The sequence below is a fragment of the Larkinella knui genome, from assembly GCF_003858645.1.
GTDB lineage: Bacteria > Bacteroidota > Bacteroidia > Cytophagales > Spirosomataceae > Larkinella > Larkinella knui.
Genome location: NZ_RQJP01000002.1, coordinates 91,438 through 116,792, shown reverse-complemented (window position 1 = coordinate 116,792; position 25,355 = coordinate 91,438). Strand labels below are relative to the sequence as shown.

Sequence of the window (25,355 nt, the reverse complement as noted above, 5' to 3'; positions counted from 1 at the left end):
CTTTTTAGACTTTCTAGCCTCCGAAATAATTCAGCTTTATTTCGAAGGTTTCTTTTTGTTTTCTAGAAGCATTCTATCGCAGAGTTAAGCGGAGGAAAAGGGAGTTAAACAGAGAAAAATAATATCTCTGCGTACCTCTAATTTTCTCCGCTTACCTCCGCGAAATAACTCTTTTAAACGCTAGTCCACCGGCTTCACATTGTCATCCGACACCCGGTCGATCAGCTTGTTATACGGATCGACCCCGGCCTTGGCCGGTTTGCCTTTCACGACCAATTCCAGCGTGTGAACGCCCGGCCCGAGCCACTGCTTTTTCAGATACAGCGGCACTTTCTCCGTCATGCCTTTCTTGTTTTTGGTATCAGCCGCAAAAATTCCGATTTCGATCAGGTCTTTGGCTTTGCCCACACCGGTTTCTTTCCCCGCCTTGTCGTAATACAGTTTTTTGGTCTGCACGGTCATCTTCACCTTGTACTGACCGTTTTTCAGCGGCTCGGCTTTGGCTTCCGTGATGCGGTTTTCGTAGAGCGTGATTTTTTCGAAATTGTCGGTCAGGAAATACCGCATCGAGTCGGGCGTGGCGGCTTTGATGTAACTGTACCAGTCGCGGCTGGTCGTAAACGGCGCTTTTTGCTGGAAAGCATCCTTCTCCACGTAGTCGCGGAAAGCGCGGTTGAGCCGATCTTCACCGATGTAATCCTGCAACGCAAACAGCACTACCGAACCCTTGTCATACCAGACATACGACCGCGTATCGTTGTCGAGCAGCGTTTCCTCAAACTTGTCCTCCGACGACCGCCCGCGCAAATACCGGTCGAGGCTGTATTTCAACCGCGACTGCATGATGTTGTCGCCGTACGTCTTTTTCAACACCATCAGCGAGGCATATTCCGCCATCGACTCCGAAATCTGGTTGGCACCCCGCGTATTGCTCGGCATCACCTGATGGCCCCACCACTGGTGCGCCACTTCGTGGGCCGTCACGTAATAGGCGTAATCCGTTTTGTCGGGATCGCGAAAATCGCCCACCCAACCGAAGCTCTCGGCATACGGCACGGTATTGGGAAACGACTGGGCAAAACTGGCGTACCGGGGAAATTCCATGATCCGCATTTGCCGGAACTGATACGGGCTGAAATAGTGGTTGTAATAGTCCATCGACGCTTTCACCGAATTAACATACCGGTCGATGTTCCGCCCATGCGTCGGGTGGTAATACACTTCAATGTTGACGGCTTTTCCATCCGGCCCTTTCCACACGTCGCGTTTGACGGCGTAGCGGGCCGAACTGACGTTCATGAAATACGCAATCGGCGCGTCCATTTTGTAGTGGTAATACCTGCGTCCGTTCTCACTCCATTCTTTTTGCAGATAGCCCGGCATGATGGCAATCTGGTCGGGGGCCGTGCTGACGGTACCTTCAAACGTAATCCAGTCGCCATTCTGCGTGAATAGAAAATTGCTGCGGCCCCACGGATCGGTGTAGGCCGGCTGCTGGTATTGCTTGATGGGCAACCCGAATTTTTTGCGGTATTTGTCGCTGGTCAGTTCGCCACCGGTATTGTACCCAAAGGTTGGAAAAATACCGGTATCGAAAAACGTGCCGTTGTAGACCAGTTCACGATTTAACCCGCTGTTGGTGAAGCCTTTGGGTTGCGCCATGATCGTGATTTCCATCCGGGCGGTATCGCCGGGTTGCAGCGTTCGGGGCAGTTTATAGATGTAATACCGGAAAACGGTATCTTTCGACAACACGGTCGGACTCTGGCCGTCGATCAGTAACGTCTGGGTTTTGGCGTGATTGTATTCCGGCGAACTGAACAGCAGGTGCAGCGAATCCAGCGGTCGGGCGGTTTTGTTGACCAGGGTAAAAATACCGTTGGCCGTCACTTTTCGCTCTTCCGGCACGAGATCGATTTTCAGCTTTACGTCCGTAATCTTCGGATGGTCGGTGCGTTCGTAGCGGCTGTATTTTTTCTCGTAATCGGCCTGCAATTTCCGCAGCTCGTCGGCGGTCTGGTAGTTGTTCAGGACGCTGACGTTGTAGTAAATCCAGGCACCGGAACCTGCCCAAATGAGCAGAAACAGGCCTAAAGCCAGGGCTGACAAGCGGTTGAACCGGAGTTTGGCCAGGCGCCAGCGGGTTTTGAGGTTACTTTCGCTGCCCCGGTTCCAGAAGAGGTTGCCGATGATGAGCAGTGCAAAACCGAAGGCGGTCCAGTAGAGATTGAACCAGGCCAGGGGTTTGAGAAAATGCCCGAACCCGTTCATGTCCGAAATCCGGTAGCCGGGCGTATAGCTGTAAAAAAACAGGTTATAATCCAGTTCGGCAAAATTCCGCAGGGCGATCAGCACCACCCAGATGCCAATCGTAATGATGTGCCCCGTAAACTTGCTGTTGACCATGATGTGAACAAAAAAGGCCAGCATCAGCAGTTGCAGATACTCGGGAAACTCGATCAGGTAGAGATCGGTAAAGTACTGGCCGAAATCGTACTGGAAATAGCCTTTCAGGGTCTGGTTCAGTACCCCGCTGACAATGACGAGGTTGACCAGAAAGAAGCAGATACCGGTCAGGGCCAGAAACTTGGAACCGTACGTAACCCAGTTCGGCACGGGCAGGGCATCGGCGATGTTGTCGAACCGCACGGCTTTGTCGCGGTGGACACTCTCGCCGGTGTAGAAAATGATGAGGATGAAGACGAACAGGATGTAATCGAAATCTTTCACCTCAATCATGTAATAGGTCGTTGGCAGCGAGCGGGTGCCCATAATCTGGTCGGCAAACCAGCCATCCAGGAACAGAAACAGGACGCCACCCATCAGAATGACCAGAAAATAAACGTCTTTGATGATGTTGCCGAATTCCAGTTTGGTCAACCGGATCATATGGCCGAAATACGCGCCGTTCGAATAGATTTTCTCGGCCACAGGCAGCGTCGTGAGCGGTTTGGCTTTTTCACCGACGACTTCAGCTTTCGATTTTTTACCCAGCTTGACGGCCAGAAACCGCTGGAAGTCAAAGCGGAACAAGGTGTATAACAGGGTGACCAGCCCGATTCCGCCCCACAACAACCGGTTCAGCAGCACATTGCCTTCCAGTCCGGCGTGGAGTTCGTTCTGTTCGGCGGGTGTCCAGTATTTGGTGGCGTTGGTGAAGGTATTGAGGGCAAACGGGTCGAGCAGATCGACAATGTCCTTGTTTTCGAGATCCGATGCCAGCGTGACGCCCACCAGGTAGCCGATAAACAGCAGCAAACTGCCGGCGTAGGTCACAAACACGTTGCGCGTCAGGGCGACCAGGCTAAAAAACAGACTTCCGGTGAAAAATACCGTCGGAATCACGAAGACCAGCATCGGCTGCACATAATCCCACAGGCGAATGGGACCATAGCGTTCGATATTGTCGGCCAGATTGAGCACCGGACCCAGCAGCGACCCCAGTACAATGCCTACACAGGCGCAGCTCATGATGACGATCAGGACGATAAACGACCCCAGATACCGCCCCATCAAATACCCTTTTTCACTGATGGGATAGGAGAAGAAATACGAGCGGGTGTTGTGCTCGATGTCGCGATAAACCGGAACGCCCATGATCGCCGAGCTCATCATGGTTGCGAAAATGCTCATCAGCACCAGCAGGTACGTAATGGCGTACGGTGAGTTGACATTGGCCTTTTCGGATGCCGGGCCGTTGCCGTAAATCAGAATCAAAAACGCGTATAAAAACAGAATCAGGCCGTATAGATACGTTGCCGGTCGTTTCAGGCGGTATTTCAATTCAAACGTAAAGATGTTCCAAAACATGATCTTCGTTAAGCGTTATGAGTTAGGAATGAAGCGTTAAGACGGGAGGCATCGGCTATCCGACGCTCGTGTGGTTATGCGTTAAGAATTGGGCTAATCAAGATTTCAAATCGCCGGGCGACCCCGCTTGATTCTGTCGGTTGAGGATTTCAAATCCGCAACCGTTTCGGCCGGAATTGCAAATCCCGACCAGCGGGGTTATCGTTTAATTCTTAACTCATACTTCTTAACTCACAACTCCCAATTCCTGGTGGCTGGTGATTTTGGAGAAGTAGACGTCTTCCAGATCGGCTTCTACCGGCTCAAACCCGAGTTGCGGGCTGTCACTGTAAATATGAATCTGGGTTTTGCCACCTTTAAGCTGGGTCGAAATGACCTGATGGTTGGCTTTGTAGTTGTCGAGTTCGGGTTTCTCGATGATTTTGCGCCAGATTTTTCCCTGAATACTGGCCACCAGATCGGCGGGGTGCCCGTGGGCGATGACGTTGCCGAGGCTGATGATCGCCATGTCGGAGCAAAGGTTGGTAACGTCTTCAACGATGTGAGTCGATAGAATGACGACGGTATTTTCACCGATTTCGGAGAGGAGGTTGTGGAAGCGGTTGCGTTCGGCGGGGTCCAGGCCGGCCGTGGGTTCGTCGACAATAATGAGGCTGGGGCTGCCAATCAGGGCCTGGGCGATGCCAAACCGCTGTTTCATTCCGCCCGAAAATGTTCCTAAATTCTTCTTCTTGACGTGGGCCAGATTCACTTTTTCGAGCAGCGCATCGACAATCAGTTTGCGTTCCCGGCTGTTGCTGATTCCTTTCAGGCTGGCAATGTGGTCGAGCATGGTTTCGGCCGACACTTTCGGATAAACACCGAATTCCTGGGGTAAATAGCCTAATACCCGGCGAATGGCGTCTTTCTGGCGAAGTACGTCGATGGTTCCGATTGGGGTATCTTCCAGCAGAATCTGGCCGCCATCGGCTTCCTGCAAGGTCGCAATGGTCCGCATGAGCGATGATTTGCCCGCGCCATTCGGGCCCAGAAGACCAAACATGCCCTGCGGAATCGTTAAGGCGACGTCCTGCAAGGCCCGGACACCGTTTGAGTAGGTTTTGTTCAAACCTTGAATGGTAAGTTTCATTTCAGGATAAATTGAGGTTAAGCACGGAGTGCCGTACGGTGAACCGGTATTTTTTATAAGTGTAAGTATATCAATTATTCAGCCTTTTTCTGCCTGGTGTGTTAAATCTTTCTACGCATTTTGGCCGGAAAACTACGTATTTCAAGGCTCCGATAGGTGTGAAGTAAGAAGTGTGATAATTAAGTTGTTTTTATGAAATTCATGTAATTTTTACAAAAACTGGTTTCTATTCAATGCAAATTTTTGGAATAATTACAAAAAGAATATGAATCTACTTTTATTAAGAAGTCAATTTAGAAATTTTGATTATTTTTGAAATAACAAAATTGGATTTGGCATTACTCGGAAATAATAAAATATCATCGTAGTTTAGTACAAAAAGACTACGAACTCTACAAAATCATGGACCATCCCATCTCTCGCCGAAATTTGTTACGTACCGGTGCTTTATTAACCGCCGGCTTATCCGTTAGTCGGGCTTCCCGGGCCGGAAGTTTCTGGAATCCGGTGGCTGCGAATGCCCTGCACGAACAGACGCTCGTTACTGAATTTGCTCAGTTGGGCCGGGAAATGCCCAAGTTAAAAGCCCGCATTGCGTTCAACGAAAACCCGCATGGAATTTCCCAAAAAGCGAAGGACGCTATTGTGAAAGCCGCCGAAACCGGTAATCGGTATGCCATGTTCGAGGGCCAGGAGTTGAAACAGCTGATTGCTGCCAAAGAAGGCGTCAAACCCGAAAACATCATGCTTTCGGCCGGATCGTCGGAATTGCTGACGGCCATGGCGGTTTTTTTTACCGGCAGCGCGGCTAAAGGCGCGGGTGGCACCATCCTGACCAGCCAGTTTACCTACGATGATTTTCTGGGATGTTCTAAAAAGTTCGGAGCGAAGATCGAAGCCGTTCCGCTGACGAAGGAATACCGCTATGATCTAGCGGCCATGAAGGCTAAAATAACGCCGGATACCAAGCTGGTGTATATCTGCAATCCCAACAACCCCACCGGCACGATCATTCCGGCCGCCGACTTGGTGGCTTTCTGCAAGGAGGTGTCGCCGAAAGTGCCGGTATTTGTTGACGAAGCGTATATCGATTTCCTGAAACCGGAGGATCGCCCGGCTTTGCCAAAACTGGTGGCCGAAGGGGCTAACGTCTTTCTGACCCGCACATTCTCCAAAATTCACGGCTTTGCCGGACTGCGACTCGGTTATGCCATCGGTCCTGAAAAATTCCTGACCGAACTTCAGAACTATTCACGGGGCGAATGGAACCCGAGTGTGACGACCCTGAAAGCCGGTATTGCCAGCTACCAGGACGAAGAATGGCAGAACTTCTGCCGCACCGAAAACGACAAAGCCCGCGAACTACTCTATAAAGGCCTGAAAGAGAAGGGCTACGAATACGTTCCGTCGTACGCCAACTTCGTGTTGTTCCCGATTCGGATGAAAACCAAGGTCTTCGAAAAGGAGATGTTTGGCAACGGCATTCTCACCTCCACGCGCGAATACAATGCCCAGCCCTACTGCCGCGTCAGCATCGGTACGGTCGACGAAATGGGAATGTTCATGGATGTATTTAAGAAAATTGCTTAGTAATTATGGATGATGAACGATGAACGATGAATGCTGTGCGTCAGCCCATTCATCGTTCATCGTTCATCACTCATCATTCATTAAATATGACCCGACGGAATTTTATTGAATCAACCGGAGCTACTTACGCCACCTTACTGGCGTGGGGATTACTGAAATCGGCCCCCGCCGAAGCGTTTGATTTATCGGCCAACGGCCTCAAAGACGGAAAAGCCCGCAAAGTGGTGATTCTGGGAGCGGGTTTGGCGGGCATGACCACCGCCTACGAGCTGGGTAAACTGGGGTACGACTGCACCGTTCTCGAAGCCCGCAGCCGGTCTGGTGGCCGGGTCTGGACCGTGCGTGGCGGCACGAAGGAAACCGAAATCGGCGGTACCGAACAGGTTTGTAAATTCGTTGACGGCCAGTACTTTAATGGTGGTGCGGCCCGGATTCCCCATAACCACCAACTGACTTTGCACTATTGCCGGGAACTGGGCGTACCGCTCGAAATCTTCAACGGCTCCAACGAATCGGCCTGGCTTTACAATGACGGCGGAACGGGGTCGCTGGCCAACAAACGCATGCGCATTCGGGAATACCACAGCGACATGCGCGGGTATACGAGTGAGTTGCTGGCAAAAGCCCTCGATCAGTCGGCGCTCGATCAGCAGCTGACCAAAGAAGATGTTGAAAAGCTGATCGATTACCTGAAAAATGAGGGCGATCTCAATACCGGTAAGCTTTACAAAGGCACCAACCGCCGGGGTTACAAAACGATGCCCGGCGCAGGCCCGGTTCCCGGGAATCTCGAAGACCCGTTCGGTCTGACGGAATACCTTCGTTCGGGATACATGCAGCCGGTTTTTTACAACAACGGCGATTATACGTTCGAACAACATTCGACGCTGCTGCAACCGGTCGGCGGTATGGATGCCATTCCGAAGGCGCTGGAGAAAAAACTGGCGGGAAAAATTCTGTTCAATGCGCCGGTGAAAGAACTGCGGAAAACAGAGAATGGCGTTCGGGTGGTTTATCAGAAAGACGGAAAACCGACCGAAATCACGGCTGAATTCTGCGTTTGCGCGCTGCCCTTGCCCATTCTGAAAAAAATCGATTCGGACCTGTCACCGATGGTCAAGCGGTCGGCCGACTTTATTCCGTACATGAAAACCGGCAAAATCGGCCTGCAATTCAAACGGCGGTTTTGGGAAGAAGACGATGCGATTTACGGCGGCATTTCCCGCACCAACCTGGATATCAACCAGATCTGGTATCCATCGTTCGGCCTGATGGGCCAGAAAGGCGTGTTGATCGGGTATTATAATTTCTACAACCGCGCGGGGGCAGTTGGGGATCTGTCGCTCCCGGCGCGCGAGAAAATGGCGCTCGAACAAGGCTATAAAATTCACCCGCAATACCCGCAGGAATTTGAAAACTCGTTTTCACTGGCCTGGCAGAAAATCCCTTACAACGAAGGCGGTTGGGCCTTGTACGACGATGCGGTACGGAAAAAATACTATCCGTCGCTGCTCGAACCGGACGGCAACATCTACTTTGCCGGCGAACACACAACGTACCTGACGGCCTGGATGGCGGGGGCGTTTACCTCGGCCCGGCGTGTAGTCGATTCACTGCACGCCCGCGTTGGCGAATACACAAAGAAGTAATACCCACGGTCGGACGGCCGCTGCCGCTTTGGGCCGTGAATCTGGGTACCCGAGTTTCCTGAATAGACTTCTAAATAAAAACACGGACTTCAGTCCGTGAGTACGTTAACCAATCACATCCATGAAAACTAGCCTACTCCGAAAATGTCTACTGGTATGTTGCGTGCTGGTTGCGCAACTGGTTTCTCAACGCGTATGGGCCCAAACGGCCACTGCCAGCATGTCGCTGGATCAGTTGAAAGCGGTCAAAGCCATCAAAATCGGTAATCTGGAGAAAGATACCTACTTCAAATCCGGTGATTTTATTCTGGACCGCTACGAAGAACGACCCGCCTACGTCTTCAATTACAGCGACGGTATTCCCCGCAAAATCTACCTGTATAAAATCTTCACAGCCGCTGATACCAAAGAACTGGGCTTGCTGGCGGTTTATGAAAATGGCAAAACGAAGGAAATCAAGCCGTTCGTCATTCCCGGTGCCAGCGCCGACCGCAAGGCGTGGGATGCCTACATCGACGATCTGAAGTACGTCGGTGAAAAAGAAGCCGGGCTGATGTCAGCGCTGGGGTTTGTCATTTCCCGCGAAATGTCTTTGCTGCTGGGCGGTGGTGGCGCGAAGGAAGAAGGCGGTGACAAGAAAAAAGAAGAATACAATTTCTGCTTCCCCGCCGACGCCGTGGTGACGCTGGCGGATCGGCAGACGAAAGCCATTCAGGCTATAAAAGCCGGGGATGATGTTCTGGCCTACGACGCCAAAACCAACCTTCTGGTTCCGGCGCGGGTTCGGGAAGTGACCACTCACGCCAAGCCGAATCTGGTCCTTGCGGGCGTCTGGATTACGCCGGTTCAGGAAATTTCGGCCAGCAACACCGCTTCTCTGACCCAGCCAATTTTGCTGGAAGCTACCGCCAACCATCCTGTTCAAACCGCCACCGGTTCGAAAAAGCTGGGGGATCTCCGTAACGGGGATGTCGTGTATCGGTACGACGGAGCTACCCGTGCGGTGTCGGCGTGGAAAGTGGCAGCGGTTCAGGCCAACGTCCGGACGGTTGACAAAGTCTTTAACCTGACGACGGAACGAGGAAGCTACCTGATCAACGACGTAGTTGTACTGGATAAATAAGTGGTAGGTTTACGGTTTTCAGTTTACGGTTTACGCCGGGCCGTCGCTACAGTGGCTGACGCGTTCCAAAACATGCGTCAGCCACTGTAAACCGTAAACTGAAAACCGTCACTACATGCCCCAGGCGGTCATTCCGCCATCTACGGCGATTGTCTGGCCGGTGATGTAACCGGCTCCGGGCAGACACAGGAAGGCGACGGTGGCGGCCACCTCTTCCACTTTTCCGACGCGTCCCAGGGGCGTCCGTTTCAGAATACCCTCCAGTTTTTCGGGATTATCCAGCACGGGTGCCGCCAGTGGTGTGTAAATGTACCAGGGCGCCACTACATTCGCCCGTATACCGTCCGGTGCCCATTCAACACCCAGATTACGAGCCAGTTGGTGGAGAGCGGCCTTGGTCATGCCGTAAATTGAACCGCTGCTGGTGTGCGTCAGCCCCGACACCGACGAAACGAATACGATACTGCCTCTTCCCGACGTCTTCAGCAGCGGATAAACCGACTTGCAGAGTTCATACCCGGCCCGCAGGTTGGTGTTCAGGAGCTGGTCGAACTCCGCCGTCGTGTAGTCGATCGTGGGTTTCCGAATGTTCGTGCCTGCGTTGTTGATCAGAATGTCCAAACTGCCCCAGCGGTTTCGGACAGCTTCCGCCACCAGTTGAGCGGCATCCGGCTGGCTAATGTCCGTTGCCAGTCCTTCCACCGAAAAACCGTCCTGGCGGTATTCGTTCAGTTGCTGCTGCAATAGATCGTTGTCACGGGCCACCATAAAGACTTCAGCACCCAGTTCCAGCAGTTGTTTGACAATCGCTTCGCCGATACCTTTGGTACCGCCGGTCACCAAAGCGCGGAAGCCGTTGAGTTTCCAGAGTGAAATCATGTTGGTCAATAGTTAAAACGGCACGGTTTTCTACCGTCGCAAGAAACGAACTACCTGTCGCATTTGCCAACGCAGAACGGATAAATCCGGCGGATGAATAGCGTCACAAGCCAGGCAGGAGCGACCGATTCCGGTATGCCGCAGTTTTTCCTGGTTTTAAAGCCCATCTGTTAACTTGTGTACGGCTTGATCCGTTGATCGTATTCAGGTGCGGAAAAGCAAAAAATTAAAAACCGGTATATTTTGAAATATTTTGAGATTTATTACAAATTTGGTAATAAATTCCCGTTTAAATGTCTCTGCACGTATTGACCGATACCGAATTGTTAAGTCTGCTTCGTCATGATGACGAGCAGGCTTTCAGGGAATTATATGAGCGGTATTGGTATAAAATGTACGTGGTCGCCCACCGCAAACTCCGGCGGAAAGAGGTGGCGGAGGAACTGGCGCAGGAGCTGTTCGTGCTGCTCTGGCAGAAACGGGAGTCGCTCAAAATCCTGAATTTGCCGGCTTTTCTGGGCGTTACGCTCAAAAACCTGATGGTGGATTACATTCGCCGGAACATCCTGGAGGAACACTACCTCGATCAACTGCGGCAGTTTTTCCCGGTCGAAACGTTTACGACCACCGAAACCGTTCAGCTGAATGAACTGACGGAAGCCATTCAGAACACCCTGGCGCAACTTCCCGAAAAAACCCGCGAAGTTTTCATCCTGCGTCGGTTTGAACAGCTTTCGATCCGCGAAATTGCCCAGCGGCTGGAGCTTTCCGAAAAAGCCATTGAATACCATCTTTCCCGCTCCACGGCATTTCTACGCCAGAACCTGCGCGATTTCGTTGCGGTTTGGGTGCTGTTTTTTCTCTCCTGAGCGGTTTTAGTCACCTCAAACAAAAAAAATAAAAAAAACCGGGTTTGGCCTTAGGGACTTTTCGGAGGTATTCGTCTATGCTTTTTGAACGAACCACTCCGCCCGATGGATAGCGCAAAATACCAGGAATTGCTGGCCAAATACCTGAACGGTGACTGCTCCGAGGAAGAGCGGGAACTGATCGATCAGTGGTATGCGTCGCTGGATACGGAGGTTGAGTTGCCGGCTACGGCCGAAGCAAAGAAGCAACTGCTGGCGCGAAACTGGCAGGGGCTGGCTAATCGCACGCTGAAAACCAAACCCGTCCGACGGATCGATTTCCGGCCCTACTGGGCAGTCGCTGCGGTAGTGGCGGTTCTGCTTGGAATTGGCTGGTACTTTCTAGTTGCGTCAACGGATCGTGTAGCGACGCCGTCAAACGTGATTTCCGCCGTCAAACCGCTCCTGATCGAGAAAATAAATACCACTTCAAAACCCGAACGGGTAATCCTGAGCGACCGCAGTGTGGTGACGCTGGAACCCGGTAGCAAAATCCGGTATCCGGCCACGTTTGCCGCCCGGAACCGGGAAGTGACCTTGACTGGCGAAGCTTTTTTTGAAGTCGAAAAGAACCCGAATCAGCCGTTTCTGGTGTATTCAAACGATCTGATTACCAAGGTTTTGGGAACCAGTTTTCGCATCAAAGCCAATCTGGCGAACCGCAACATCACGGTTTCGGTTCGAACGGGGCGCGTATCCGTTTATTCCCCCGTGCTGACTACCGCAGCCAAACCCAAATCCGATCCCGAAACCATTGGCGTGGTGCTGACCCCCAATCAGCAGGTAACGTACCTGAACCAGGAACACCGGCTGGTGAAAACGCTGGTCGAAAAACCGGCCATACTCGTTCAGAAGGCCGAACTTCCCGCGTTTACCTTTCAGAATACGCGGATTTCCGTGCTGATGACGGCCATCGAAAAAACGTACGGGGTCGATATTGTGTACGATGAAGAGGTGATGAGTAAGTGCTTCATCACAACCTCACTGGAGCAGGAAGATCTGTACGACAAACTCAACATCATTTGTAAACTGCTGGGAGCAAGTTATAAAGTGATCGATGCCCAGATCGTCATTTCCGGCCCCGGTTGTCCCTGATGAAAACAGGTGTTTGATTTGGGGGTAGGTAAACGGCTAATTTGCTGACGAACAGAGGCTTACTTTCTGAAAATTTACGCCTAATCCATAAGCTCGACGAACGATTCTTAACAGAAAACTTTAAACCATAACTTCTAAACCGTAAACTAAAAACCAAAAAAGAAGGTCGGCGATGGGTCCAAGCATCACCGACCGGATCAAGCCCCAGCCGCCGGATCGTGTTCCGACGCATCTTTTCAGATGTGCAGGGCTTCTTTGTCTTTGCCTAAATCCTCAAACAAAAACACCCAAAGGTATGAAATTACCTCGAATCTCTCACGCATTCGTCCTTACCCTTATGCGTATCACGTTTACCCAACTGATTTGCACGTTTCTGGTGGTGGGCGTAACCTACGCTAAAACCGTCAAAGCCCAGGCTCTGCTGGAACAGCCTATTACCTTGTCAATTGAAAATCAGGAAATTAGCGTTGTTCTGTCAAAAATAGAAAAGGTAGCGAAAGTTACTTTTTCGTACATTCCGCAGCAGATTCAGTCCGACCGGAGGGTATCGATCACCGTCGCAAACCAGCCGTTATCCACGGTGCTGGATCAGCTTTTCCGAAATGCGGCCGTTACGTATGAAGTTGTGGGGCGGAAGCAGATTTTGCTCAGCAAACCGCCGGTTTCTCCCCCTGTTCTGCCCGGTATTTCGCCGAAAAGTGCCCGTATTGACATTGAAAAATCACTGGACCGGACGATTACCGGCAGGGTTTCCGACGAAAAAGGCGAAGGCTTGCCGGGCGTCAGCGTGGTGGTCAAAAGCACGACGCGCGGCACCAGCACCGACGCCGACGGGCGGTTTAAACTCAATGTTCCGAATGAGGCCGCGACCCTGGTTTTTTCGTTCGTCGGCTACCTGAGTCAGGAAGTTGCGATTGGCAACCGCCCGGAGCTGGATGTTAGCCTGAAAGTGGATACCAAAAGCCTGGAAGAAGTGGTGGTGGTGGGCTACGGAACCGTCAAAAAAAGTGACCTGACAGGTGCGTTGTCGCAAGTGAAAGCCAAAGAATTAAATGCTTTTCCGAACGGAAATGTGTTGCAGGCGTTGTCGGGCCGGGCGGCCGGGGTCCAGGTTTTGCAGAATACGGGCGCGCCGGGGGGAGGAGTCAGCGTCCGGATTCGCGGAACCAATTCGATTCAGGGGAGCAACGAGCCGCTGTATGTCGTCGACGGTTTTCCGATTTCGGGCAGTAATCCAACCGCACTCAACAATGCCGATATTGAAAGCATCGAAATTCTGAAAGATGCGTCGGCCACCGCGATTTATGGTTCCAGAGGGGCCAATGGCGTCGTTATCATCACCACCAAACGGGGTAAAACCGGTCGAACCAGCGTCGATTTTGAGACCAGCTACACCAGCCAGAAACTGATCAAAAAGCTGGATCTGATGAATGCGAAAGAGTATGCGACGTTCTACAACGAGCAGGCTGTCAACGATAAGTTAGCCCCCTATTTTACCCCGGCGCAGATCGACAGTTTTGGCGACGGTTTCGACTGGCAGGATCTGGTTTTTCAGAAAGCCCCTATGGTCACCTCGGCGCTGAATATTAGCGGAGGAAACGAGAAAACGCAGTTTTCGGTGTCCGGGAGTGTTTTCAATCAGGCCGGAATCGTGAAGGGCAGCGATTACAAGCGGTATTCGCTGCGGGCCAATATCAATCATGAAATCAGTAAGAAGTTCAGTGTCAGCCTCTCCAGTACGCTGACCCGCCTGAATACGGGCCGCAAAGACAGCGGGGGCGGGAGCCGGGGAAATTCGATGATTTCGGGGGCCATTTCGGCTCCGCCGACGCTGACGCCCTACAAGGATGACGGTACGTACCGGGTGCTGGCAACTTCGTATCCGTTTGTGGCGACGGATTTGATCAATCCGCTGAATTTCATCAACGAGCAAACCGACGAAATTAAAGCCAACCTGGCGCTGGTGAATGCGGCTTTGATTTTCAGGCCCATTCCCGATCTGACCATCAAGATTGCGGGGGGAGTCGAAAACCGGGACGACCGGACCGACTCGTACCGCACCCGCAATTTTGTCAACTCAACCGGTGTGGCCAGCATCAGTACCAATCAGATTACCAGCCTGTTGAGCGAAAATACGATCAGCTACACCAAAAGCTTCCAAAAGCACTCGGTTTCGGCGGTAGCCGGTTTTACCTACCAGGATTTTGTGAACACCTCGCTGTTGGGGAGCGGCAACGGATTTCTGAGCGACATTTTTGGAACGTATGATCTGAGTGCCGCCATCACGCCGGGCATTCCCAATTCCGGCTATACCAAATCGGTTTTACTGTCGTATCTGGCGCGGGTCAATTACAGCTACGACAGCAAATACCTGGTAACGGCCAGTTTCCGGCGCGACGGTTCGTCGAAGTACAGCGAGGGCAACAAGTGGGGCGCTTTTCCGTCGGCGGCCCTGGCCTGGCGCGTCTCCAACGAGGATTTTTTGAAGGAAAACACGTTCATTTCGGATCTGAAACTCCGGGCCAGCTGGGGTTTGACGGGCAGCCAGGCCATTAACGCCTATGCGACCTTGAATCAACTTACGTCGGGCAAAACCGTGTATGACAACACCTTATACAACACTTTTTCGCCCGGCACGCGTCTGCCCGGAAATCTGAAATGGGAAACCACGGAACAGAAAGACATTGGCATCGATCTGGGTGTCCTGAAAAACCGGGTCAATCTGACGCTCGATTATTACGTGAAAAACACCCGCGATCTGCTCAATACCGTCGTGCTGCCGTCGTCGCTTGGCTTCACGAGTACGATTCAAAACGTGGGGCAGGTGCAGAATAAAGGGTTTGAAATCGGTCTGGATACCCGGTTGTTCACCGGCGATTTCAAGTGGGATCTGAATGCCAATGTTTCGTTCAACCGCAACAAAGTCGTGAAACTCCAGGGGGCCGAAGACATCCTGGGCGGAAACATCAACGTGGTGGCCATCAATGATGTAACGAATATCCTGCGCGAAGGTCAGCCCATCGGGCGGTATTGGGGCTACGTGGAGGCCGGTTACGACGATAAAGGCAAAATCAAGTACCAGGATATCGACGGCGACGGGGTCATCACCATCAAGGATAAAACCTACATCGGCAACCCGAATCCCACTTTTACGTTTGGCCTGAATTCGGCCATGAGTTATAAAAACTTCGATCTGACCATCTTCCTGCAGGGCGTTCAGGGCAATGATTTGTTCAACGCTAGTTCGATTGTCAACACGATGGACTACGGTTTTGGCCTCAACATGCCGAAGGAGGTTTTTTACAACCACTGGTCGCCCACCAACCCGAATGCGAAATACCCGATTATCAGCAACGCCAGCCGGACCAGTGTCTCAAACCGGTACATCGAGGATGGCTCGTATCTGCGGTTGAAAAACATTCAGCTGGCTTATAACCTGCCGCTTCAAACCTGGGGCGTCAACTGGATTCGGAGCGCCCAGATTTACGCCAGCGGACAGAATTTACTGACCCTCACCAACTATTCGTGGTGGGACCCGGAAGTGAACTCCAGCGGAGGACCCAATTCGACCAATCAGGGCTTTGATTTCAACACCTATCCGTCGTCTAAATCCATCACCGTCGGCGTTCGCGTTGGGTTTTAAAATTAATTAGTGATTGAGTGAATGAGTGAGCTGCCGGTGTGGTGGTTTGTCAGTATGGCGACCTCTTAACTCATTCAATGACTTCTTTTCACTCAATTGCCCATCACACAATCGCCATTGAAACTATGAAAAAGATACTTCTTCTCCTCACAATACCCCTGCTTCTGACAGCTTGCGAAGACGCGCTGGTGGAAGCGCCCAAATCCCTCGTTGTCGAGACGTTTTTTAATACGGCGAGTGATGTTGAAACGGCGGTCAATGCTATTTTTTCACCCTTGCGGAATTCCAATTACGCCGTTTACGAGGCCACGCTCGAATGCCAGGCCGATTATGCGTATGGCCGCGGAAGCTGGGCGCCGTTGCACGATTTCCAGGGTTTAAACGATGCCAATATCACGCGGGTGGCCGGTTTATGGAACGCGTTTTACCTCAGCATCCGGAATGCGAACCTGGTGATTAAAAATGCGCCCACCGGCAAGGCCATCAGCAAAGCCGATGTGGACCGGTATGTGGCCGAAGCCAAGTTTCTGCGGGCGTTCAACTATTTTCAGCTGGTGCGAAACTGGGCGGGCGTACCCCTGCGGACGGAAAGTAACATGACCGATATCAACCTGAAAAGAAGCTCGGCCGATGAGGTGTATGCCCTGATTCTGGCCGATTTAAAAGAAGCCGAAACGAACCTGCCCGAAAAACCGGCCCAGATTGGGCGACCCACCAAATGGGCGGCCAAAACGATGCTGGCGGACGTGTATTTACAGGTCGGTAAATTTGCGGAAGCCCGCGATAAAGCCGATGAAGTAATCAAATCAAACCAGTTTTCGCTGGTTCCGGCGACAACGAAAAGTGACTTTCAAAACAAGATTTATGGCCCGGATCTGGTGTCGACTACGGAGGAGATTTTTTACCTGAAATACGCCCGCCAGGTCAATCAGGGCAATTATATGCTCTGGATCAGCAACCACCCGGATACGAAATTATTCAACTTCGGGGGCGCGTATGTGATTTACGTCGATGTCACGAGTCCATACTATAAAACCTGGGATGCCGGTGATATCCGCAAGGGTCTATGGGACTTGATTAATTTCGGTCTGGGGGCCAATACGCTCGTGAGCTCGAAGTTTATCGACCAGGCCGCGGTGGGTCAGAACGGGGCCGGAAATGATGATCCGGTCTACGGGTATTCGGATGTGTTACTGATCTACGCCGAGGCTTCGGCCAGAGCCGGTAACGGCCCCACGGCCGCCGGTCTGGAAGCGCTGAATCAGGTGCATCGCCGGGCGTTCGGCAAAGCCCCCGCTGTTGCGTCAGCGGTCGATTTCAAACCGGGGGATTACAACGCCACCACCTTTGTGGACCTGGTTTTGAAAGAACGGAGCTACGAATTTCAACTGGAAGGCAAACGCTGGCTGGACCTCAAACGGACGGGAACCGCCAAAGCCGTGATTCTGGCGGCCAAAGGGAAAGTCGTCGCCGATAAACACCTCGTGTGGCCCATTCCGGTTTCGGAAATGAACTATAACAAAGCACTTAACCCCGCCACGGATCAGAATCCGGGGTATTAATGACCGGTTTCCGGTTTTCAGTTTACGGTTGCCGACGCACGAAATAAGAAGCGCAAAAGAACGCGTCAGCTACCGAAAACCGTAAACTGAAAACCGTAAACTGAATACCATAAACCCAAAACTGAAAAACCATGGAAAAAATAAAAAGAAGATCGGCTTTAACATCGCTCGGCGCACTGTCGCTGGGCATGGCCGCACCGACTTTGTCGAAAGGAGAAAGGCTGAGTGAGCCTTACCAATTGATTCAGCAAACCCTGAAAACCGACATTCTGGTGATCGGGGGCGGCACGGCGGGCGTGGTGGCCGCTATCCAGGCGGCCCGGGCCGGACGCAAAACCATCCTAGTTGAAAACGGGAGCCAGCTCGGAGGTACCACCACGACCGGCGGGGTGAATTATCCGGGCATCTTTTTTGCCTGGGGCAAGCAGGTGATCGGCGGCATTGGCTGGGAAATGGTACAGGAAGCCGTTGCGTTAAATGATGATACCCTGCCCGATTTCTCGATTCCCCACGGCAAAAACCACCCCCGGCATCAGGTTCGGGTAAACGGACAATTGTATGCCCTGTTGATCGAGGAAAAAGCCGTGGAAGCGGGCGTGCAGATCCGGTTTTATGAAACGCCAACCAGCGCGACGTTTCAGAAGGGAAACTGGACCGTTCAAACCGTAGGAAAAGGAACCAGTACGCAGATTGTCTGCAACCAGTTGATCGATTGTACGGGGAATGCCTATGCCGCTTCGCTCGCCGGTTTTGACCTGTTGCGGGAATCCGTGACGCAGCCGGGAACGCTGATGTTTAGGCTGGAAGGCTACGACTTTAATTCGCTCGATTTAAAGACCATTAAAAGCCGGTATGAAGAAGCCATCAAAAAAGGGGAGCTCGTAAAGTCTGATTTCCGGAATAATATTGTTGGGCTGTTAAAAAGCAAAGGCGATAACATTCAGCACGTTCTAGGTGCCGATTCGACAACTTCCGAAGCCCATACCGTTGCGAACTTAAAAGGCCGATCGTCCCTGTTGACTACCCTGCGGTTTTTGCGAACCCTGCCCGGGTGTGAGAAAATCCGGCTGGCTGACGTGCAGAACGAAACCGCCGTCCGCGAAACGTATCGCATTGACGGTCATTATAAAATCACGCACGAGGATTACGTTACGGGAAAAGTATTCGACGATGCGGTTTCGTATTCCTATTATCCCATCGATGTCCACGACGAAAATGGGGTGGTTCCCGATCATTTAAAAGAGGGCGTTGTGGCCACCGTTCCGCTTCGGGCGTTGATTCCGAAAAACAGCCGGAATTTTCTGGTCGCCGGGCGAATGGTGAGCAGCGACCGGCTGGCAAACTCCGCGCTTCGGGTGCAGGCATCGTGCATGGGCATGGGCCAGGCCGCCGGAGCCGCAGCGGTTTTGGCCAGTATGCAGAACAAAACACCGCTGGATGTATCGATGAAAGACCTTCGGAAACTGATTGAAGAACACGGCGGAATTGTGCCGGTTTCGAGTCAAAAAGGCTGACATTCCGGGTATGCGAAGTGGTCACAAAGTTGGTTTACTCAACGCGGTTTTTATCCTTCTACTCCTGCTTCCGGCGCATCGGAAGCAGGACCGAATTCGCTATTTTAATGCCCCAACCATTCCGCTAAAACCGGACACGGTTCAGGCTTTTGTGAGCCATTTTAAAGACGATGCGGGCAACGATACGCTGTTCCAGACTCGCTCGAAAGAAGGCTATCCGGTATCGTATTTCCGGAAAATTAAAACGAGTGTCTGCTTCGATAATAAGTGCCGGTTACTCGACATTGTGCTGTATTGGAATGTCACCGGGCGGTATCTGGGATTTGAATTGCCGGAAGGTGAATTTCTGAGTAAAACCGAACACGAACCGTTTAAACCGGAAGAATATGGGCGACTGAACGAGCTGCTGGCCGATCCGTTTTCGCCCCTGGCCAACTTTTCGTATGAAGAACTGGTGCCAAAAGCCGATCTGGCGGCTTCCGGATTGGATGCCGTTTCGTCGGCGACGTCGAAAAATGTGTTGGATTATGTGGTCGAAGGCGCGGTTTATACCACCTACAAAATGTGGCATTTTGTGTATGGAGCCACGCAAAAAGAAGTGGTGAGTTTAACGGAAAAACGGTTGTCGCCCGGTTTCGTATTAAAAATTCTGGAAAGCCCGGATTCCGGTGATAAAATCTGGGCGCTCAACCACATTCGGGGCCGGGTCGAGCTGACGTCCGGTCTGCGAAATACCCTCCTGAGTTTCATCGATAACAACCGGTTTAATCTCGCCGAACGCGCCATAAATGCCTTAAGTCCGGACGAACTCAAATCGGATTCATTGCAACTGCGCTTGTTTGAAAAATTTCCCCAGACGAATTACGCGCTTAAGAATCTGATCGTTACCAAATTCAAGGAAGCTCCGCATCTTAACCCTCAGGTAAAAACCGCGTTGGCCAGGGCTTTAAAATCGGCCAACGGCGAATTACTAAGCAACATTCTCGATCTCTTCAAACTGCACCGCGTTACGGATCGGGAAACCGGGCGGATCATCGCGGACCTCCTCCAGAGCCCGAATAATTTCCTCTCTCAAAAAGCGTTTATCTACCTGAAAAGTGCGAATATTGACGACAAAACCGTCGTGAAACAGCTCAATGACTACAAAGCGAAGCATACTTTATAGCCCAACAAACCCATGAAATGGCTGGTACTGCTAATCGTACTGGTTGCGTTTGGGAGAACACCAACCGAGTCGCACCCAGGGGCAGAAACGCCGGTGGTCAGCCTGGAAGGTGAAGCGCAGGGAACTACTTACCACATTAAGTACGTCGACGAACGCCAGCGAAATTTTAAAAAACCGGTCGATTCCCTGCTCACCGAAATCGATTTGTGCCTGTCAACCTACCGGCCTGATTCGGAGATCTCGCAGTTTAACCGATCCGACTCCCACCGGTTTCTGCGGCCTTATTTTTACCCGGTCCTCAAAAAATCCGAAGACGTATACCGGGCCACCAATGGAGCGTTCGACCCGACGGTAAAACCGCTGGTCGACGCCTACGAACTGGGTAAAAAATCCCGCGACCTCTGGTTGCCCAATGTCGATTCGCTGCTGCAATACGTTGGCTTTCAATATATTTCGTACGACGCGGTTTCGGTTAAAAAGCTAAAAAAGAACGTTCGGCTGGATTTTAATGCCCTGGCCCAGGGCTACACCGTCGATGTGCTGGCGGTTTTCCTGGAATCGAAGGGCATTGACCGCTATATGGTGGAAGTGGGCGGGGAGGTTCGCTGCCGGGGAGAACGGAGCCCCGGACAGTGGTGGAAGGTCGGAATTGAAAGCCCGGTTCGGCCCGGCGGACTTCAGACGTCGGTTCGGATGGCCAACCGGTCGATGGCGACGTCGGGAAATTACCGCAACTTTTACCGGCAAAATGGGGAAATCTTCGGGCATATCATCAATCCCAAAACCGGCTTTTCAAAACCGGATGCGTTGCTGAGTGCAACGGTTTTTGCCAGAGACGCCATGACTGCCGATGCCTATGCAACCGCTTTTCTGGTGATGGGTTTGCAGGAAACGCAACGCTTTCTGAGTAAACAACCTGATTTAGATGCTTATTTGATTTATAAAGCAGAGACAGGGAGCCTGCAAACCATGGCAACCGATGGGATCAGGGAATTTATTCGCTAAAATGGTAAAAAGCGAGGAGGGAGCGGATCCGAAATCTGCCCAATGAAACGCATCTGTTCGGGATTCGGTAAGGTAACATTTGGGTTTTCTTGCTACATTTACACGTTTTATTCCAACTCTTACAAACCTTACGGGTAGTTTATGAACTCAACTCGTTACTCTTCTCTTTTCCGGTTGTCAGGGCGGGCCTTAGCCTGGTCGGCAGCTGGTCTGATTGTCGGTGGTGTCCTGGTTGGCGCCTGGCAAAATGATAACCTGAATCAGGCTTCCCGCGCGTACCTCGATCGGCTGTTTGCCGGGCTTTCAGATGATGACAAGCATGATCCAAAATATGCCGTCGGCAGTCTGAATGTGGCACCGGGGCTGGAAGCGAAACTGTTTGCGGCCGAGCCGATGCTGACCAATCCGACCAACATCGATGTCGATGCCAGAGGCCGGGTTTGGGTTTGCGAAGCGTATAACTACCGGGCGGCTATCAACGGCAACCCCACCCGCCCCGAAGGTGACCGGATTCTGATTCTGGAAGACACCAACGGCGATGGGCAGGCCGATGTTACCAAAACGTTTTACCAGGGGCCGGAACTGGTTTCTCCGCTGGGCATCTGGGTGCAGGGGAACAAAGTGATTGTGTCGGATAGCCCGAACGTGTTCGTATTTACGGACGAAAACGGCGACGATAAAGCCGATAAAAAAGAACTGCTGTTCACCGGATTGAGCGGAGCCGACCACGACCACGGCATGCACTCGTTCGTTTTTGGTCCCGATGGCAAGTGGTATTTCAACTTTGGCAACGAAGGCAAGCAAATCCGCGATAAAAACGGCAAAGCGCTTTTCGACCGCAATACCGGCAAGGAGATCGATCTGAACAACTACCGCCAGGGGATGGTTTTTCGTTGCAATCCCGACGGCAGTGAGATGGAAGTACTGGGCCAGAATTTCCGGAATAACTACGAAGTGGCGCTGGATTCATACGGAACCATGTGGCAGTCGGACAATGACGACGACGGCAACAAGGGCGTTCGGATCAATTACGTGATGGAATACGGCAATTACGGTTATACCGACGAGATGACCGGCGCGGGCTGGCGGGCTAACCGCACCAACCTGGAAGCCACGATTCCGCAGCAACACTGGCACCTCAACGATCCCGGTGTGGTGCCGAACCTGTTGCAAACCGGCGCGGGTTCACCAACCGGTATTATCGTTTATGAAGGTAAATTATTGCCGCAGGTATTTCAGGGTCAGATTATTCACTGCGATGCGGGACCGAATATCGTTCGGTCGTATCCGGTAACGAACGACGGCGCGGGCTATAAAGCCACCATTGTGCCGGTGCTGGAAGGCGTTCGCGACCAGTGGTTCCGGCCTTCGGATGTGTGTGTGGCCCCCGACGGCTCATTGCTGGTTTCCGACTGGTACGATCCCGGCGTGGGTGGTCACCAGGCGGGTGATCAGAACCGGGGGCGCGTCTACCGGCTGGCTCCGCCGAATACGCCCTACAAAATGCCGAAAGTCGATCTGGCCACGCCAGCCGGCGCCGTTGAAGCGCTGCAAAGCCCGAATATGGCCATTCGGTATGCCGCCTGGAACAAACTGCACGACTGGGGTACCAAAGCCGAAAAAGACCTGGCCAAACTGTATAAAAGTTCGCCGGACCCCCGCATGAAAGCCCGCGCCCTGTGGCTGCTGAGCAAACTGGATGGGAAAGGCCGGAAATACATCGAAACCGCCCTGAAAGAGTCGGACCCGAATTTGCGGATTACGGGGTTGCGCGCGGCCCGTGAATTGAAAATGGACCTTATTCCGTATGTCAAGCAACTGGTGGCCGACGCCGATCCGCAGGTTCGCCGGGAGTGCGCCATTGCCTTGCGCCGGAATACGTCGCCGGAAGCGCCGGATTTGTGGGCGCAGTTGGCCGCCCGGCACGATGGCAAAGATCGCTGGTATCTGGAAGCCCTCGGGATTGGGGCGGATGGGCAGTGGGACGCCTATTATTCGGCCTGGCTGAAACGTTCGGGTGCCAATCCGATTGGAACCGACGGCGGTAAAGACATCGTCTGGCGGGCCCGCACCAAAGAGGCTGTTCCCTTGCTGGCGCGGCTGGCGGGTGATTCGCAGACCGATCTGGCGGGCCGGTTGCGGTATTTCCGGGCGTTCGATTTCAATCCGGGGGCTACCGAAAAATCCAGTGCGCTGCTGGGTATTCTGAAGAGTAATGCGAACGATGTCCAGATCACCAAACTGGCCCTGCGTCACCTGGACCCGAACTTTGTCAAAAATTCGCCGGAAGCCATGGCGTCTCTGACCAAACTCCTGAACGAAACGTACGGCAAGCCTGAATACGTTGAAATGGTGGCCCGGTATGAACCCGTCGCCGAGAATCCGCGCCTGCTCGCGTTGAGTCAAAAGCTGTTCAATGATCCGACAGGGCGTGATGCCACCCGGCAGTTACTCAAACAAGGAGGTGGTAAACTGGTGTGGGACGTCCTAAACGGAAGCAACCCGGAAGCCGCCGTCAATATGGCTTCGGCCCTGCGTTGGGTCGGCAACAAGGAATCCCTGGAGATGTTGAAAACCGTAGCCCTGGACGAAAACCGCCCGGCCCCGCTTCGGAAGGAGGCTACACGCGCCATTGGTGGCAGCAACGATGGGGAAGAAATGATTCTGTCGCTGCTCCGCTCCGGACAGATCAAGGATGACTACAAAAAGGCGGCTGTTCAGGGGGTAAGCAATTCGTGGCGCAAGAAAGTCCGGATGGAAGCGGCCAGTTACCTGGACGGAGCCAAAGGGGCTGAAGGCAAAAAAATGCCTGCTATTCCGGATTTATTGGCCATGACCGGCGACGCAGGCCGGGGGGTGAATGTCTTCAAGACGAATTGTTCAATTTGCCACCAGGTTAACAGTGATGGGATGGATTTTGGACCAAAACTATCCGAAATTGGCAGTAAACTCCCGAAAGAAGCGCAGTACCTTTCCATCCTTTACCCCGATGCCGGTATCAGCTTCGGGTATGAAGGCTTTGAAGTTAAGTTTAAAGACGGAAGTACCGTTTCGGGAATCGTTTCCAGCAAAACGGAAACCGATCTGCAAATGAAATTTCCGGGTGGTGTGGTGACCAACTACAAAATGAGCGACGTCGTTTCCATGAAGCAGATGGATGCATCGATGATGCCCGCAGGCTTGCAGGAAAATATGTCGACCCAGGAATTAGTGGATTTAGTAGACTACTTATCAAGTTTAAAGAAAAAATAAAAATCTTTCTCTGGCGGAGGTCAGCAGGGCACCTTTATTCTAGTCCTGCTGACCTCCGGTTAGACACTTTTAACCTTCCCTACTCATGATTCAAAGACGCGATTTCGTCAAATCAACTTTAGGCCTTGCCGGTGTCACCCTGGCTGGTAATGCACTGGCCGGTAAGGAGTCTTCACGACCTGCAACTGGGGCTAAAAACCAGTTCAAATTACAGTATGCACCCCACTTTGGCATGTTTACGAACAGTGCCGGAAAAGACGTCATCGACCAGTTGAAGTTCATGGCTGACAACGGTTTTACGGCCATCGAAGACAATGGAATGATGGGCCGGCCCGTTGAAGAGCAGGAGAAAATCGCGAAGGAAATGACCCGGCTGGGGATGAAAATGGGCGTTTTTGTCGTCGACAAAGGCGGCAATGGCCAAAATACGCTCGCGGCCGGGAAGCAGGAGTATATCGATATCTTTCTGGCGGGTTGCAAAAAAGCCGTCGAAGTGGCGAAACGCGTGAATGCGAAATTCATGACGGTGGTTCCCGGTGATTTCCAGCGGAATCTGCCAATCGGGATTCAAACCGGACACGTGATAGACGCCCTGCGCCGGGGTGCCGATATTCTGGCGCCCAACAACCTGACCATGGTGCTGGAACCGTTGAGCGATACGCCCAATCTGTTTTTACGTACTTCGGATCAGACCTACGAGATTTGCCGCGCGGTCAACAGCCCGGCCTGTAAAATCCTGTTCGATGTGTACCACATGCAGAAAAATGAGGGACACATCATTCCGCACATCGACTGGTGCTGGAGCGAAATCGGCTATTTTCAGATTGGCGACAATCCCGGCCGGAAAGAACCGACGACGGGCGAAATCAACTACAAAAACGTTTTCAAGCACGTTTACGAAAAAGGCAAAGCCGAAAATAAAGACTTTATCTGGGGCATGGAACACGGAAATTCGTTGCCGGGTAAAGAAGGCGAAATAGCGCTGATTAAAGCCTACGTCGAGTCGGATAGCTTTACGGTTTAACCTACCC

General features: G+C 52.3%; 15 protein-coding genes. 12 read left to right on the top strand and 3 right to left on the bottom strand.

The window, feature by feature from the left end:
* Positions 1 to 180: 180 nt before the first annotated feature.
* On the bottom strand, positions 181 to 3,810 hold the full coding sequence (locus EHT87_RS09400) for an ABC transporter permease/M1 family aminopeptidase (protein ID WP_124906281.1): 3,630 nt from the start codon (positions 3,808 to 3,810) through the stop codon (positions 181 to 183).
* Between the two features lie 226 nt (positions 3,811 to 4,036).
* Positions 4,037 to 4,939 carry an ABC transporter ATP-binding protein gene (locus EHT87_RS09395; protein ID WP_124906279.1) on the bottom strand — a complete coding sequence of 301 codons (903 nt, stop codon included), beginning with the start codon at positions 4,937 to 4,939 and terminating at the stop codon, positions 4,037 to 4,039.
* 402 nt (positions 4,940 to 5,341) lie between these two features.
* On the opposite strand from EHT87_RS09395, the gene EHT87_RS09390 reads away from it, so the two are divergent.
* The 3 genes from EHT87_RS09390 to EHT87_RS09380 all read left to right on the top strand — a co-directional run bounded on the left by EHT87_RS09390 (position 5,342) and on the right by EHT87_RS09380 (position 9,301).
* Positions 5,342 to 6,529: a pyridoxal phosphate-dependent aminotransferase gene (locus EHT87_RS09390; protein ID WP_124906277.1), complete on the top strand. Its 1,188-nt coding sequence runs from the start codon at positions 5,342 to 5,344 to the stop codon at positions 6,527 to 6,529.
* 86 nt (positions 6,530 to 6,615) lie between these two features.
* On the top strand, positions 6,616 to 8,178 hold the full coding sequence (locus EHT87_RS09385; RefSeq protein ID WP_124906275.1) for a flavin monoamine oxidase family protein: 1,563 nt from the start codon (positions 6,616 to 6,618) through the stop codon (positions 8,176 to 8,178).
* Between the two features lie 121 nt (positions 8,179 to 8,299).
* Positions 8,300 to 9,301 carry a Hint domain-containing protein gene (locus EHT87_RS09380; RefSeq protein WP_124906273.1) on the top strand — a complete coding sequence of 334 codons (1,002 nt, stop codon included), beginning with the start codon at positions 8,300 to 8,302 and terminating at the stop codon, positions 9,299 to 9,301.
* Between the two features lie 111 nt (positions 9,302 to 9,412).
* On the opposite strand, the gene EHT87_RS09375 is transcribed toward EHT87_RS09380, so the two are convergent.
* The gene (locus EHT87_RS09375) at positions 9,413 to 10,180 is read right to left on the bottom strand and encodes an SDR family oxidoreductase (RefSeq protein ID WP_124906271.1); all 768 of its coding nucleotides are present in this window, start codon (positions 10,178 to 10,180) and stop codon (positions 9,413 to 9,415) included.
* 293 nt (positions 10,181 to 10,473) lie between these two features.
* On the opposite strand from EHT87_RS09375, the gene EHT87_RS09370 reads away from it, so the two are divergent.
* The 9 genes from EHT87_RS09370 to EHT87_RS09330 all read left to right on the top strand — a co-directional run bounded on the left by EHT87_RS09370 (position 10,474) and on the right by EHT87_RS09330 (position 25,348).
* Positions 10,474 to 11,049, top strand: coding sequence for an RNA polymerase sigma factor (locus EHT87_RS09370; RefSeq protein WP_124906269.1), 576 nt, complete (start codon positions 10,474 to 10,476; stop codon positions 11,047 to 11,049).
* A 105-nt stretch (positions 11,050 to 11,154) separates the two neighbouring features.
* Positions 11,155 to 12,183 carry a FecR family protein gene (locus EHT87_RS09365; protein ID WP_124906267.1) on the top strand — a complete coding sequence of 343 codons (1,029 nt, stop codon included), beginning with the start codon at positions 11,155 to 11,157 and terminating at the stop codon, positions 12,181 to 12,183.
* 337 nt (positions 12,184 to 12,520) lie between these two features.
* Entirely contained in the window at positions 12,521 to 15,826 is a 3,306-nt protein-coding gene (locus EHT87_RS09360; RefSeq protein WP_124906265.1) for a TonB-dependent receptor, read from the top strand.
* A gap of 125 nt (positions 15,827 to 15,951) precedes the next feature.
* Positions 15,952 to 17,388: a RagB/SusD family nutrient uptake outer membrane protein gene (locus EHT87_RS09355; RefSeq protein ID WP_124906263.1), complete on the top strand. Its 1,437-nt coding sequence runs from the start codon at positions 15,952 to 15,954 to the stop codon at positions 17,386 to 17,388.
* A 131-nt stretch (positions 17,389 to 17,519) separates the two neighbouring features.
* Positions 17,520 to 18,902, top strand: a complete 1,383-nt coding sequence (locus EHT87_RS09350) for an FAD-dependent oxidoreductase (protein ID WP_124906261.1) — start codon at positions 17,520 to 17,522, stop codon at positions 18,900 to 18,902.
* 10 nt (positions 18,903 to 18,912) lie between these two features.
* Positions 18,913 to 20,067, top strand: coding sequence for a hypothetical protein (locus tag EHT87_RS09345; protein ID WP_124906259.1), 1,155 nt, complete (start codon positions 18,913 to 18,915; stop codon positions 20,065 to 20,067).
* Between the two features lie 12 nt (positions 20,068 to 20,079).
* Positions 20,080 to 21,072: an FAD:protein FMN transferase gene (locus EHT87_RS09340; protein ID WP_124906257.1), complete on the top strand. Its 993-nt coding sequence runs from the start codon at positions 20,080 to 20,082 to the stop codon at positions 21,070 to 21,072.
* 141 nt (positions 21,073 to 21,213) lie between these two features.
* Positions 21,214 to 24,324, top strand: coding sequence for a PVC-type heme-binding CxxCH protein (locus EHT87_RS09335; RefSeq protein ID WP_124906255.1), 3,111 nt, complete (start codon positions 21,214 to 21,216; stop codon positions 24,322 to 24,324).
* Between the two features lie 88 nt (positions 24,325 to 24,412).
* Positions 24,413 to 25,348 (top strand): hydroxypyruvate isomerase family protein, encoded by a 936-nt coding sequence (locus tag EHT87_RS09330; protein ID WP_124907210.1) that lies wholly within the window; start codon positions 24,413 to 24,415, stop codon positions 25,346 to 25,348.
* The last annotated feature ends 7 nt before the right edge of the window (positions 25,349 to 25,355 follow it).

Bases quoted from the DNA above. Each gene is read 5' to 3' on its own strand.
- EHT87_RS09345 (WP_124906259.1), top strand. From the start codon at position 18,913: ATGCGAAGTGGTCACAAAGTTGGTTTACTCAACGCGGTTTTTATCCTT.
- EHT87_RS09355 (WP_124906263.1), top strand. From the start codon at position 15,952: ATGAAAAAGATACTTCTTCTCCTCACAATACCCCTGCTTCTGACAGCT.
- EHT87_RS09375 (WP_124906271.1), bottom strand. From the start codon at position 10,180: ATGATTTCACTCTGGAAACTCAACGGCTTCCGCGCTTTGGTGACCGGC.
- EHT87_RS09335 (WP_124906255.1), top strand. From the start codon at position 21,214: ATGAACTCAACTCGTTACTCTTCTCTTTTCCGGTTGTCAGGGCGGGCC.
- EHT87_RS09365 (WP_124906267.1), top strand. From the start codon at position 11,155: ATGGATAGCGCAAAATACCAGGAATTGCTGGCCAAATACCTGAACGGT.
- EHT87_RS09390 (WP_124906277.1), top strand. From the start codon at position 5,342: ATGGACCATCCCATCTCTCGCCGAAATTTGTTACGTACCGGTGCTTTA.
- EHT87_RS09380 (WP_124906273.1), top strand. From the start codon at position 8,300: ATGAAAACTAGCCTACTCCGAAAATGTCTACTGGTATGTTGCGTGCTG.
- EHT87_RS09340 (WP_124906257.1), top strand. From the start codon at position 20,080: ATGAAATGGCTGGTACTGCTAATCGTACTGGTTGCGTTTGGGAGAACA.
- EHT87_RS09350 (WP_124906261.1), top strand. From the start codon at position 17,520: ATGGAAAAAATAAAAAGAAGATCGGCTTTAACATCGCTCGGCGCACTG.
- EHT87_RS09400 (WP_124906281.1), bottom strand. From the start codon at position 3,810: ATGTTTTGGAACATCTTTACGTTTGAATTGAAATACCGCCTGAAACGA.
- EHT87_RS09385 (WP_124906275.1), top strand. From the start codon at position 6,616: ATGACCCGACGGAATTTTATTGAATCAACCGGAGCTACTTACGCCACC.
- EHT87_RS09370 (WP_124906269.1), top strand. From the start codon at position 10,474: ATGTCTCTGCACGTATTGACCGATACCGAATTGTTAAGTCTGCTTCGT.
- EHT87_RS09395 (WP_124906279.1), bottom strand. From the start codon at position 4,939: ATGAAACTTACCATTCAAGGTTTGAACAAAACCTACTCAAACGGTGTC.
- EHT87_RS09360 (WP_124906265.1), top strand. From the start codon at position 12,521: ATGCGTATCACGTTTACCCAACTGATTTGCACGTTTCTGGTGGTGGGC.